At 37.3% G+C, this 13,221-nt stretch carries 12 protein-coding genes, 1 other RNA gene and 1 other annotated feature; of the genes, 2 read left to right on the plus strand and 11 right to left on the minus strand.

Annotation, left to right across the window (positions count from 1 at the left end; genetic code table 11):
• Positions 1-59: 59 nt before the first annotated feature.
• Positions 60-1,325 carry a replication-associated recombination protein A gene (locus KHA94_RS14570; RefSeq protein ID WP_275950899.1) on the plus strand — a complete coding sequence of 422 codons (1,266 nt, stop codon included), beginning with the start codon at positions 60-62 and terminating at the stop codon, positions 1,323-1,325.
• Between the two features lie 133 nt (positions 1,326-1,458).
• Here KHA94_RS14570 and KHA94_RS14575 read toward each other — a convergent pair whose 3' ends face one another.
• The 10 genes from KHA94_RS14575 to KHA94_RS14620 form a co-directional block, all read right to left on the minus strand.
• Positions 1,459-2,418, minus strand: a complete 960-nt coding sequence (locus KHA94_RS14575; protein ID WP_213102850.1) for an ABC transporter permease — start codon at positions 2,416-2,418, stop codon at positions 1,459-1,461.
• Positions 2,411-3,337: an ABC transporter ATP-binding protein gene (locus tag KHA94_RS14580; RefSeq protein ID WP_213102851.1), complete on the minus strand. Its 927-nt coding sequence runs from the start codon at positions 3,335-3,337 to the stop codon at positions 2,411-2,413. The genes KHA94_RS14575 and KHA94_RS14580 overlap by 8 nt, the downstream gene beginning before the upstream one ends.
• A 12-nt stretch (positions 3,338-3,349) precedes the next feature.
• Positions 3,350-4,042: an ABC transporter ATP-binding protein gene (locus KHA94_RS14585; protein WP_213102852.1), complete on the minus strand. Its 693-nt coding sequence runs from the start codon at positions 4,040-4,042 to the stop codon at positions 3,350-3,352.
• Positions 4,035-4,418 carry a GntR family transcriptional regulator gene (locus KHA94_RS14590; RefSeq protein ID WP_213102853.1) on the minus strand — a complete coding sequence of 128 codons (384 nt, stop codon included), beginning with the start codon at positions 4,416-4,418 and terminating at the stop codon, positions 4,035-4,037. The genes KHA94_RS14585 and KHA94_RS14590 overlap by 8 nt, the downstream gene beginning before the upstream one ends.
• A 4-nt stretch (positions 4,419-4,422) precedes the next feature.
• Positions 4,423-5,211, minus strand: a complete 789-nt coding sequence (locus KHA94_RS14595) for a hypothetical protein (RefSeq protein WP_213102854.1) — start codon at positions 5,209-5,211, stop codon at positions 4,423-4,425.
• A gap of 155 nt (positions 5,212-5,366) precedes the next feature.
• The gene (locus KHA94_RS14600) at positions 5,367-6,128 is read right to left on the minus strand and encodes a tRNA threonylcarbamoyladenosine dehydratase (RefSeq protein ID WP_213102855.1); all 762 of its coding nucleotides are present in this window, start codon (positions 6,126-6,128) and stop codon (positions 5,367-5,369) included.
• Between the two features lie 341 nt (positions 6,129-6,469).
• A non-coding RNA gene (gene ssrS / locus KHA94_RS14605) (6S RNA) lies at positions 6,470-6,658 on the minus strand.
• Between the two features lie 85 nt (positions 6,659-6,743).
• Positions 6,744-8,528: an aspartate--tRNA ligase gene (gene aspS / locus KHA94_RS14610; protein WP_213103261.1), complete on the minus strand. Its 1,785-nt coding sequence runs from the start codon at positions 8,526-8,528 to the stop codon at positions 6,744-6,746.
• A 136-nt stretch (positions 8,529-8,664) separates the two neighbouring features.
• On the minus strand, positions 8,665-9,936 hold the full coding sequence (gene hisS / locus KHA94_RS14615) for a histidine--tRNA ligase (RefSeq protein WP_213102856.1): 1,272 nt from the start codon (positions 9,934-9,936) through the stop codon (positions 8,665-8,667).
• A gap of 145 nt (positions 9,937-10,081) precedes the next feature.
• Positions 10,082-10,327 (minus strand) — a binding site (T-box leader).
• Between the two features lie 134 nt (positions 10,328-10,461).
• Positions 10,462-10,638 (minus strand): hypothetical protein, encoded by a 177-nt coding sequence (locus KHA94_RS14620; protein WP_057771681.1) that lies wholly within the window; start codon positions 10,636-10,638, stop codon positions 10,462-10,464.
• A 179-nt stretch (positions 10,639-10,817) separates the two neighbouring features.
• Between KHA94_RS14620 and KHA94_RS14625 the strand changes: the two genes are divergently transcribed.
• A complete protein-coding gene (locus KHA94_RS14625; RefSeq protein WP_213102857.1) occupies positions 10,818-12,596 on the plus strand; it encodes an N-acetylmuramoyl-L-alanine amidase family protein in 1,779 nt (592 codons plus the stop codon).
• A gap of 182 nt (positions 12,597-12,778) precedes the next feature.
• On the opposite strand, the gene dtd is transcribed toward KHA94_RS14625, so the two are convergent.
• Positions 12,779-13,219, minus strand: a complete 441-nt coding sequence (dtd, locus tag KHA94_RS14630) for a D-aminoacyl-tRNA deacylase (RefSeq protein WP_213102858.1) — start codon at positions 13,217-13,219, stop codon at positions 12,779-12,781.
• Between the last annotated feature and the right edge of the window lie 2 nt (positions 13,220-13,221).

Here is a 13,221-nt window from a genome sequence, read left to right on the forward strand (position 1 = left end):
TTATGGTATGTTAATGAAAGAAACTTTTAAAGGATTGCAAAAGATTTGGAGTGATGAAATTGAACATTAAACCTTTAGCATTCCGAATGCGACCAAGAAACATTGAGGAAATAATTGGACAAGAGCATCTTGTAGCTGAAGGAAAAATCATAAATCGGATGGTAAAGGCAAAACAGCTTTCCTCCATGATATTATATGGCCCGCCTGGAATTGGAAAAACATCGATTGCAAGTGCGATTGCTGGAAGTACTCGTTATGCTTTTCGGAATTTAAATGCCGTTACCAATAACAAAAAAGATATGGAGATAGTTGCTGCTGAAGCCAAAATGTCAGGAAAAGTTATCCTTCTTCTTGATGAGGTGCATAGACTTGATAAAGGAAAGCAAGACTTTCTGCTTCCTTATTTAGAAAATGGAATGATTACCCTAATCGGAGCGACAACGAGTAATCCATATCATGCAATTAACCCAGCAATTAGGAGCCGCTGTCAAATTTTCGAGTTAAAACCTTTATCTGTAGATAATATTAAAGAGGCATTACTGCGAGCGACCAGTGATACTGAACGAGGGCTTGGTGAAAAAAATATTCATTTGAATGAAGAAGCTCTAACACACTTTGCAACAGCTTCAAACGGAGATGTAAGAAGTTCATTAAATGCTCTGGAATTAGCTGTTTTATCAACAGAGCCAGATGAATCGAATACGATTCAAATTGACTTAGCAACAGCAGAGGAATGTATGCAACGTAAAAGTTTAGCTCACGATAAAGATGGTGATGCCCACTATGATGTTCTCTCCGCCTTCCAGAAGTCAATCAGAGGAAGCGATGTAAATGCTTCCCTTCACTATTTAGGAAGATTAATTGAAGCAGGAGATCTGCCTAGCATTAGTAGACGATTATTGGTGATTGCCTATGAAGACATTGGTCTTGCTTCACCTCAAGCTGGTGCAAGGACACTGGCAGCCATCGAAGCAGCAGAACGAGTTGGCTTTCCTGAAGGAAGAATTCCGCTCGCAAATGCAGTTATCGAGCTTTGTCTATCTCCTAAATCAAACTCTGCTATTATGGCGGTTGATGAGGCACTAGCTGATATACGAGCAGGAAAAAGCGGAGAAGTCCCTGATCACTTAAAGGACGCTCATTATAAGGGTGCAACAGAGCTTGGAAGAGGAATTGATTATAAATATCCTCATAATTATGATGGCGGCTGGGTTAGGCAGCAGTATTTACCTGATAAATTAAAGAATAAGAAATACTATCAGCCGAAGAAAACAGGAAAATTTGAACAAGCATTGGCTGTCATCTATTCCAATTTACAAAAATAAATCTATACTATATCCGCAACAAGATGGCAGAAGGGGCGTTTCATAAGTCGAGTTTTCAACTTAGAAATGCCCCTTTAGCTTGAATAAATGCAGTTTTTTAGCGGTATTTAGGATTGCCCCTCTTCATCCATCCCTAAGCCGCTACATCTCTCTTTTTAAATACTCCAAAAGCGATTACTTGGAACAATAAGAAGTACAAGATTAACATTACAGCAGAGAATCCTAATGTCATCCCTTCTACCATTGGAGTTCCTTCAATATATTGCAATAGATCAGTATTAGCGAATAAAGAATATTTTGCCCATTCATATTTCATAGAAATCAATCTAGTTACTTGTTCCCCCATGAATAAGAGGAATAAAGCTAATCCTATTGCAAGCGAGCTATTTCTAAATGCTGCTGAGATCATAAAGGCCATCGTTGCAAGCATTAACATACTAACAGACTTCATACCATAAGTGATGATAAGATGAACAATAATATTTTGTTCTTTAACTTCGCCTGCATAATAGTTTAAATATGAGAGCGGGTTTTCTGGCAGTCCAAAAAGAATGGCGCCAAGTACTGCAGAATAAGCAAATAAAATGAATAGCATAAAAAGTCCAAATAACAGAACAGTTATATATTTCGACAATAATATCTTTTCTCTTTTAATCGGCCGTATCAGTAGTAGTTTGATCGTTCCCCAATTAAATTCACTTGATACAATCCCTGCTGCAATAATAATGACAAATAATCCAACAAAATCAATTAAATCTGATATATTTGATACAAATCCCCAAACCGAATATTCTTCATTAGGAGAAATATCATGTTCAATTCGGTAGTTATTAATCGCTATATTTCTTTCATAATATTCTTTCACATCCTTCGATGCTGAGGAACCCATCTCATTTAAATGTTTATTATATTCTTCGTTTTGAACTTGAAGCCCTTTTTTCCAATCTGAGTTGTCAGGTACTGATCCCTTTGAATCTTGGTATTTAATAAATCCGCCTGCAACAGTTGTTACTAATAACAATATTCCGATCATTACATATGTGCCAGACCGTTTAAATATTTTCATCCATTCATTTTTTATTAAATTAAGCATGGGCGGTTTCCTCCTTATTTGAAGTTACTTCGAGGAATCGATCTTCGAGAGTCTTTGTTACTTCTTTAATGCCGTATATTTGAATTTCATTATGAACAAGCACTTGTACTGTTTCAGGAACATCTTCCTTTATGAGTGGCAATAACACACCAATTTCAGTCTGTTTAATACGGATTAAAGGATAAGTCTTTTGCAGCAATTTCGAAGCTTTATCCTTATTATCCACCTCAATTTCATACATTTTCTCTTTCCCATGTACAAAATCGCTAATTAGTTGAACATCGATGAGTTTCCCATTTTGTATAATACCAATGCGATCACACATCATTTCCATCTCAGAAAGTAAATGGCTTGATACAATGACCGCCATATCCTTTTCTCTTGCAAGCTTCCTAAGATGATCTCTAATCTCTCTTATTCCTGCAGGATCCAGCCCATTTGTCGGCTCATCTAGAATTAATACCTTCGGATCGTGGAGAAGGCATTGTGCTAATCCAAGTCTTTGCCTCATCCCAAGTGAATATGTCTTTACCTTGTCATGGATTCGGTCTGTAAGTCCAACAAGTTCTACCGTTTCATCGATTTTCTTTTTCGATATCCCTTTTGACATTCTCGAATAATGAATTAGGTTTTGGTAGCCGCTCATGAATTTGTACATTTCCGGATTTTCAACAATCGCCCCGATATGAGAGACCGCTTTTTCAAAATCTGTCTTGATGCTAGTCCCTTGGATTTTAATGTCACCAGACGTAATCCCGATTAGACCAACAATCATGCGGATCGTTGTTGTCTTACCAGCTCCATTGGGACCGAGAAAGCCAAAAACCTCCCCTTTATTTACATTAAAACTAAGTGAATCAATGATCGTTCTTCCCTTAATTACCTTTGTTACATTTTGAATTTCTACAATGCTCTTCATTATTATCTCCTCTCATTCTTTGAAGGTTCTTTTCATCCACTCGATAATCGATAGACCTTCCATCTCCCGTAATTCCTCGACATTATGGCGTCCAATTATCTTTCCATCTTGAATAGCTAATACCTCATCTAGCAGTGGCTCTATTTCATCAATTTCATGTGTAGCAATAATAACGATTTGGTTGTCAAAATCTATATATGAAAGCAATCCTTTTACTATCGAATCCCTAACCATTGGGTCAAGGCCTGAAAAAGGTTCATCCAAAAGCAGCACAGATGCTTCCCTTGCCAATGCAAGTACTAGTTTCAATCGTCCTCTGTTTCCTTTTGATAGCTGTTTAATATTTTTTTCTTTGTCTAATTTCATGAATTGAAGTAATTCATTTGCTCGATCAATACGAAAATCCTGAAACTGTGTAGCATAGAAATCAATCATATCTTTTATTTTAAAAGGCTGATAAAACATATCTAGCTCAGTCAAATAGGCTACTTCATTTGCTATTTTTCGATTTGCTAGTTTTCCATTTACTAGTACTTGGCCACTAGTTGGATGAACGAGACCAGCAATCAATTTCAAGGTTGTTGATTTTCCGCTTCCATTTGGTCCAAGCAGCCCATAAATTTTCCCTTTCTCCAACGAATAGGTTACATCGTTAAGGCCATATTCACGTCCATATTTTTTTGTTACATTTTGAAACTCAATCATATCCTTTCTCCCGCTTTCCTTTAATATAAAATTCTAAGCCGGAGAGCATTTCTTCATCAGAAAAACCAAGTTCCTTCATATTGTTGAAAAATCCTTCAATGATTTCCATTTGCAAACGAACTTTTAATTCCTTAATTAGATTGTCATTTTCTGTTACAAATGTCCCCTGCCCACGCCTTGTTTCCACGATTTCCATCCTCTCCAATTCACTATATGTTCGTTGAATCGTATTTGGATTAACACCCGTTTGTATCGCCATTTCACGAACAGAAGGGAGTTTGTTTCCAGGCAATAAATCTCCTCTAATAATTTGCTGATTAATTTTATCAACGATTTGCATATAAATTGGCTTCGATGCTTGGAATTCTTCTCCCATTACACTACACCTCAACTTTCCGCTCTAAAAGCCAAACTGCGATGAAGAAGACTAAGATGACAACTGCTGCGTAAATAATGCCATTCGTCAATGATATTTCTGCTGCTTCTACAACTTTTCCAGTATCTAATGAGTCTCCCACTTCAATCTTAATTGACTTCATAAAATCAAGGGAAATTACACCACTTTGTTTAAGGTTTTTATAAAACGGGAGATTTTGAATATAATTACTAACAACTTCTAAAAGAATCCAAAAACCTATTAAGATTGGCCATCTAAAATTCCTTGCAATAGGCACTCTTTTCAACGAATGATAGAATGACCAGTAAAACAGCACCCAAACTCCAAGGTAGATAGAACTTAAGACAATGGCTACTCCCATCAACATCATATTTGGAAAAGGTTCTTCAATAAATTCGGTGACCCCCCCTCCATGATCTGATAAATTTACTTGCCAATGTACAAAGAACATGGCAAGTAAAAGGGAGATAAGAAAATAGACTGAACCCGCAGCAAGCTTTGCCAAAAATAGCTTAACTCCGCTATTAGGATTGTGAAGCCAAAGCTGTGATTGACCTTCCGTATTTAAAGAAGTGATTAAAAATGCAGGTAGATACAATCCGTGTGCAACTAAAATCATTATAGAAACAATCGGTAAGATCTCAGGCTCATTGAAATATCGTTTTAAAGCAAGTCCCGCAAAAATTGCTAGGATAAACAAAGCCAGCCCAATTAAGAACCAATTTCTCGATAATTTTATTTCTTTTATAAATAAACCTTTAAAAGCCCTCAAATTTTCCTCCTCCTGAGCGATTCAGTGTTCTAGATAAATAGTACACTCATACATATTCAAATGTCAATCCTCATTTACTTTTATGGATAAATTAGGCTGTTGAAGAAAAATAAAAAGGTCTGGCATTAATAGACCAGACCTTAACTATCAATATATTAATCATTTACCCGATTTATTGGTACATCCTTTAGCAGTTGTCTGACAACATAGCTGGCCATAACTAAACCTGCTACAGAGGGAACGAAGGCATTAGAGGAAGGCGGCATTTTTGCTTTTCGTATTTCTGCGTCGTCTTTCCCTACTTCCTTCCTGACATCTTCACGAATGACAATCGGACTTTCATCTGAGAAAACAACAGGAATCCCTTTGCGAATTCCCTCTTTTCTTAGGCGAGTTCGAATAACCTTGGCAATTGGATCTGTATGAGTTTTAGAAATATCAGCAATTTGGAAACGAGTAGGATCCATTTTATTGGCTGCCCCCATACTTGAGATGATGGGGATATTTCTCTTCAAACATTCCTTCATCAAATGGATTTTATAAGAAATTGTATCAGATGCATCGATCACAAAATCAAGACCATGCTCAAAAAACTGCTCGTACGTTTCCTCTGTATAAAACATTTTCAATGCGATTACTTCACACTCTGGATTAATATCTTTAATTCGCTCCTTCATTAAATCAACCTTTGGCTGGCCTACAGTAGAAAGCAAAGCGATGATTTGCCGATTTACATTTGTTATATCTACATCATCTTTATCGACTAACACTAAACGACCAACACCTGACCGTGCTAATGCTTCTGCAGCGAAAGTCCCGACACCGCCAATTCCTAGAACAGCAACAGTGCTGTTTGTCATAATATCTAGCCCTTCCTTGCCAATGGCTAGCTCATTCCTAGAAAATTGATGCAACATATTTATCTCAACTCCATACGTTTCAAATCCAGACCCTTTTTTGGGACATTCCTTTATTTTTTTCCCGATATGACTATATCATACTTATTCAGTGAAATAATAGTTCAAAGAACAAATGCGCAAGCGCCTTACTCACCTCCGACAAGCACAAGACGAGCCTCACGGAAAGGTGTTCTTTACCTTTCTGGGAGGATTGGCTTGTGACCTCGAGGAGGTAGGCGCTGGAGCTGAACGTAGATAAACTATATCTCAAGTTATCAACTGATAGCGAAAATTATAATTTCCTTTACAAATAAAAATCCAAACTTAAAATTAGTTTGGATTACGTTCATATGTATGGAAAGAGTCCCAATCGTGCCGTCGCTTTGATGCCTTCGTTTTGAACCCGCACTTAGCAGGTGGGTGTCCTGTTCCCTGCTTTTTGCAAGTCCTCGTCTAGGAGGCATTTACGCGGCTGGAAAACTCCGGACTCCCGAAGGAAAAATGTTCGGTCAAAATTTCAGGTTACACAACGAACACATCAGGACTCTTCTATTGAATTACTGATATTTTAACATAAAAACGGTGCTATATCAAGGAAGCAGCAATAGGTCTATTTTCATTTTTTTACAGTTTTTATTGTTCTGATTTAGCTTTTTTTAAATTTAATGCTAAATGCAAATCATCTAATTGTGCTTCACTTACTTCACCAGGAGCATCTGTTAACAAGCAGCTTGCACTTGCTGTTTTCGGGAATGCAATCGTGTCACGCAGATTTGATCTGCCAGCTAAAAGCATGACTAATCTGTCAAGACCTAGAGCAATTCCTCCATGTGGAGGAGTCCCATATTCAAATGCTTCCATTAAGAAACCGAATTGCTCATTTGCTTCCTCTTCAGTGAAACCAAGGACCTTAAACATTTTTTCCTGTACAGTTCTTTCAAAAATACGAAGTGAGCCTCCGCCAAGCTCATATCCATTAAGAACTAGGTCATAGGCTTGTGCCCTAACTTGAGATGGATCTGTATCCAGAATTTCTAGATCTTCTCTAAATGGCATTGTGAAAGGATGGTGAGCCGCGAAATACCTGCCTGCCTCTTCATCGTATTCAAGCAATGGCCAGTCAGTGATCCATAAGAAGTTAAACTTGCTTTGGTCAATAAGCTCAAGGTCTTTACCTAGCTTGGAGCGTAAAGCACCTAGTGCATCCGCTACAACATTTTTCTTATCGGCCACGAATAATAATAAATCTCCAGGTTCAACTGATAAGGAAGCAGTAATTGCTTTTTGCTCTTCTTCCGTTACAAATTTAGAAATTGGTCCTTTTAATCCATCTACTTCTGCTTTTAACCAAGCAAGTCCTTTAGCACCATATACGGCCACAAATTCTGTTAAAGCATCAATATCCTTTCTAGAATATTTGTCTGCTCCATCCTTAACATTGATTGCCTTTACTTGTCCTCCTGATGAAACAGCTCCTGCAAATACTTTGAAGCTAGAATCCTTTACGATCTCTGATAAATCTATTAATTCCATTTCAAATCGTGTATCGGGCTTATCAGAACCAAAGCGATCCATTGCATCTTGATACGTCATACGTTGGAACGGTGTTTGAATATCAAGTTCTTTTACTTCTTTCATGATTTTTTTCATCATGTTTTCCATAAGGCCAATGATTTCATCTTGGCTCATAAAGCTCATTTCGATATCGACCTGTGTAAATTCAGGTTGACGGTCAGCACGTAAATCCTCATCTCGGAAGCAGCGGGCAATTTGATAATATCGTTCAAATCCACCAACCATTAACAGCTGTTTAAAAATTTGCGGTGATTGTGGCAAAGCATAGAATTCACCGGGATGAACACGGCTTGGAACTAAATAATCACGAGCTCCTTCAGGCGTGCTCTTTGTCAAAATTGGTGTTTCCACATCAAGAAAACCTTCTCCGTCTAGGAATTCTCTCATCGCTTTTGTCACTTGATGACGCATTTTAAATGTTTCAAATATCATAGGTCTTCTTAAATCTAAATAACGATATTTTAAACGTATATCCTCTGAAACATCTGTCTTATTATCAATCATGAATGGAGGTGTTTTCGCTTCATTTAAGATCGTAATCTTTCCAGCTTGGATCTCCACTCGTCCTGTTTTTATATTGTCATTAATGGTACCTTCCTGACGAGCAATTACTTCTCCTTCAATATCTAGAACAAATTCATTTCTTACTTTTTCAGCTACAGCAAGCGCTTCTTTTGAAACTTCAGGGTTGAAGACAACTTGAACGATTCCAGATCGGTCCCTTAGATCAATAAATATTAATCCGCCTAAATCACGGCGCTTTTGTACCCAGCCTTTTAAGACAACTTTTTCGCCTATTGACGCCTCAGTTATTTCCCCGCAGTAGTAAGATCTCCCAAACATCATTTTTCCTCCTATTGTCTAGCTCCGGCAGCTAGGGGCTCGAGGTCTTAAGTCGGTCCGACCAAAAGGTAAAGGGCAACCTTTCAATCGGTCCGTCTTAAGCTGGTCGCCCCTGGGCAAGCTGCCTACGCTTTTCTTATTTATTTAACTCTGAAAATTTTTCTATAAAAGAATCAAGCGCAATTTCAGACTGCTCTCCAGTTTCCATGGATTTCAGGTTGATTTTATTCTCCTTAAGCTCATCTTCCCCTAAAATTGCAACATATCTTGCATTTAGACGGTCAGCTGCTTTAAATTGTGCTTTTATTTTTCGATCCAAGTAATCTCTTTCAGCAGTAAAGCCTGAAAGACGAAGCTTTTGCAGCAATCCTACCGTATAATCTTTCGCTTCTTCCCCTAGTGAAACGAGATAGCAATCGATTTCTTCCTTGATAGGAAGCGTTATTTGTTCAGCATCTAATGCTGCGATAAATCTTTCAATACTCATTGCAAAACCGATTCCAGGTGCCTCAGGGCCTCCTATTTCTTCAGTAAGACCATTATAGCGACCGCCACCGCAAAGAGTTGTTATGGCGCCAAAACCTTCCGCCTCGCTCATTATTTCAAAAGCAGTATGGTTATAATAATCCAGACCGCGAACTAGATTTGAATCTACCTCGAATGCGATATCAAGATCAGTTAAATACTGTTGCACTTTTTCAAAGTATTTTTTTGAATCCTCGTTTAAGTAATCAATAATTGATGGAGCTGTTTTCATAAGCTCATGCTCTCGGTCCTGCTTGCAGTCTAGGATACGCATGGGATTTTTCTCTAATCTATTTTGACAATCAGAGCAAAAATCGAAAATAGCCGGCTTAAAGTGATTCACTAAAGCTTCTCGGTGTGCTGCTCTGCTTTCCCTATCTCCCAAGCTATTAATGATTAACTTTAGCTTTCTTAATCCTAATTCCTTATAAAGAGACATCGCTACCGCAATCACTTCTGCATCAATGGCCGGATCATTACTTCCTATCGCTTCAACGCCAAACTGGACAAACTGGCGGTATCTTCCTGACTGTGGACGTTCATAGCGGAACATCGGCCCCATATAATAAAGCTTTACAGGCTGATTCGGATCTCCATACATTTTATTTTCGACATAGGAGCGAACAACTGCAGCTGTTCCTTCAGGCCTTAATGTTAAGCTTCTCTCTCCACGATCTTCAAATGTATACATTTCTTTTTGCACAATATCAGTCGTATCTCCAACACTTCTTAAAAATAACTCCGTATGTTCAAAAATCGGTGTTCTAATTTCGCGATAGTGGAATTTTTCACATATCTCTCTTGCCTTTTCTTCTATAAAATGCCATTTTTCAATTTCTCCAGGGAGTATGTCTTGTGTTCCCCGTGGTATTCGAATTGACATATTCTATTTCCTCCTAAATTCGAATTAATATAGTATGCAAAAAATCATTCGACCTACTTCCTTCACAAGTCATTCAGGATTGTTTAAGTAAATCGACCAACTATTTTTTTACATATAAAAAAGCCCCCGCCTCCTTGTATAAAATACAAGGGACGAGAGCTTTATAGTTTCCCGTGGTGCCACCCTAATTGAAGATGTAAAAATACGTTCTTCCTCTTTTACAGTTAACGCCTGTGAACGTTCAACTCCTACTAAAAGCAGATGCTTCTTTCAGAGAGAAACCTACGAAGTGTTCTTTCATTAAATCATCATGCAGAAATGTTTTCAGCCTATGACATTTCTTCTCTTTTCATGTGGGGTTTAATTACTCTTCTTCATCAATCGGTATTAGAAAAGCAGTGAGTGCCTGTGTATCGGCTTAATTCATAAACCTATGGCCCTCGAAGCTAGACATCTATTTATTTTTAAACTTCTCTTAATGTTTATATAATAATACGGATCATCATGGCCATTGTCAATAGTGTTTTAAGATCTCTCCAAATGTTTTTTCAACTTCCTAACATCTTTAACGGTTAATCCAAATTCAGAAGCTAATTCTACCATATTAGAGCTTTGCTCTTTTTGAATAAAATCATGAAAATCCACTCCAAAAAGTTGATTTTCTCCCTTCTGTATAGAAAATCCTTTCTCCCCAAATCTCATATATATCACCTTTCATGCAATTAATAGTAATAAACTGGTTGCACTACCATAATATTTACGGAAAATACTTGACTAGCCGCATCATTTTTGTTTTCCTTTAAGAGAACGAATCTATCAATTATCATTCCCAAACTACATAATATTTATTAGTTTTTTTGAAAAAGGTAAGGAGGAGACTAATGTTTAGAAAGAAACAAATCCTCTTGTTCTTATGTTGCATCCTTCTTATTGGAATTGTTACTCCCTTGTCGACAACTAAAGCAGCAAGTTCAACTGTTAAGATTAGTTCAGATCAATTAAACATCCGTAAAGGACCAGGTTTAAGCTATCCAATTGTTGGAAAGGCGAAAAGAGGAGAAAGCTATCCATTACGATCAGAAAAAGAGGATTGGATTGAAATTGAGCTAGGAAATGGAAGTACAGGCTGGGTTGCAAATTGGCTTGTTTCGAAAGTAAATTCCAGTCAAAATGATTCATCTTCAGTTAATAACAATGAAAACAGCATTGCAATCATTTCATCAGATGGATTACGTGTAAGAAAAGGACCTGACACAAGTTATCAGGTAATCGGAACTGTTCAACAAGGGGACACCTTTGCTATTAAGAACATAAAGAGTAATTGGATACAGCTTAAAACACCATTTGGTGATGGCTGGGTCTCAAGTGATTTTGTCAAAATCCAAAACAATAAAGTTAATAATTCATCTTCAGCAGGTTTTAATGGAAGAATAGCTGCAGATTCCCTAAATGTCAGAAGCTCGCCTTCATTAAACAGTCAGATTATCGGAAAACTACATTCTGGGGATACGGTGAAGATACTCTCTCAAAATAGTGAATGGACAGAAATATCTTTTTCTGGGAAGAAGGCATGGATTAGCAGTCAATATGTCGAAGCCATTAATGCTTCCAAAAGCGGATCTACTAGTCAAAAAATTCCTAATAAATCAGCTACTTTAAATAAAAATGGTATAGTAACAGCTACCACATTAACAGTTCGTGATACTGGCTCCTTAAATGGAAATGTAGTCAGTTCGGTGTCAAAAGGACAAAGCTTTGAAATTCTTGAGGAATTAAATAATTGGGCAAAGATAGAATACAAAAAAGGATCTTTTGGGTGGGTAGCAAGCTGGTATTTAGATATTTCTGAGGACAAGCATTCCGCTTCTTCTGGGCAAAAAATAAAGGACAGCTCAGTCCAAATCAATCATAATGGTACTAACATAAGAAAAAGCCCAAATACTAACGCTCAAGTAGTTCAAAGAGCTAATCAAGGTGAAACATTTGATATTATTAGCATTCAAGATGATTGGTATGAAGTCCGGCTCGCAAATGGAGATATCGGATTTATTGCAGGATGGATTGTTTCGGTAAATGGCTCCGCCCCAATCGTTGAAAAGCCTGGATCAGAGCAGCATTTACAAAACAAAAAAATTGTCATTGATCCTGGACATGGTGGAAGAGACAATGGGACAACAGGCGCTAGCGGAACTTTAGAAAAAACATTAACACTTAAAACCGCACAGCTACTTTACGATAAATTAAAAGCTGCAGGAGCAAATGTAATCTTGACACGTAATAATGATTCATATATCCCATTATCATCAAGAGTCTATGCCTCACATTATCATAATGCCGATGCTTTTATTAGTATCCATTACGATAGTTTGATGGATCGCAGTGTGAATGGGATAACAACCTATTACTATCATTCCTATCAAAAAAATCTTGCTACAAATGTTCATTCATCTATAACATCCAATACAAATTTGAAGGATCGCAGCTATCGATTTGGCGATTATTATGTTTTAAGAGAAAATAAACAAAATGCCATTCTTTTGGAACTTGGTTATTTAAGCAATCCAACAGAAGAAAAAGTTGTTTCTTCTGCGCAATTCCAAGATTCCGTTACTTCAGGAATCTATCAGGGTATTGCTAGATACTTTAAAGAAAATAATTAAACTAAATAAAAAAACTAAGCATTCACCAGAAGGACATAGCGAATGCTTAGTTTTTCTTTTTCGACCTTCTTAGCAGATACTTAGTCGAAATATAAATTTTAGTACGTTCAATAATAATAAATTCCTTTTAGGCAGGGCCAGATTTACATTCTTATTAGCCTAAGAATAATCTGCTCATAATTTTATTTACTCTCAAGAATTAATGTAACTGGTCCATCATTTACTAACTGAACATCCATCATGGCACCAAATTTTCCTGTTTCCACTTTTAATCCTTTCTCCTCAAGAAAAGCATTAAAGGCTTCATAAATTTTCAGGGCATGATCCGGCTTAGCTGCTTCCATAAAATTTGGTCTGCGACCCTTCCGACAATCTCCATATAAAGTAAATTGCGAGACAGATAATATTTCCCCGCCTTTATCCAAAATCGATAGGTTCATTTTCCCGTTATCATCTTCAAAAACACGGAGATTAGCAATTTTATCTGCCAAAAACGCCGCATCCTTGTCTTTATCATCATGGGTGACACCAACCAAAAGGACAAAGCCCTTTGTAATGCTCCCTACTATATCACCATTCACCTTAACTTTAGCTTCCTTGCTTCTTTGTACAACAACTCGCATGA

The sequence above is a fragment of the Cytobacillus citreus genome, assembly GCF_018343665.1.
Classification (GTDB): Bacteria; Bacillota; Bacilli; order Bacillales; family Cytobacillaceae; genus Cytobacillus; species Cytobacillus citreus.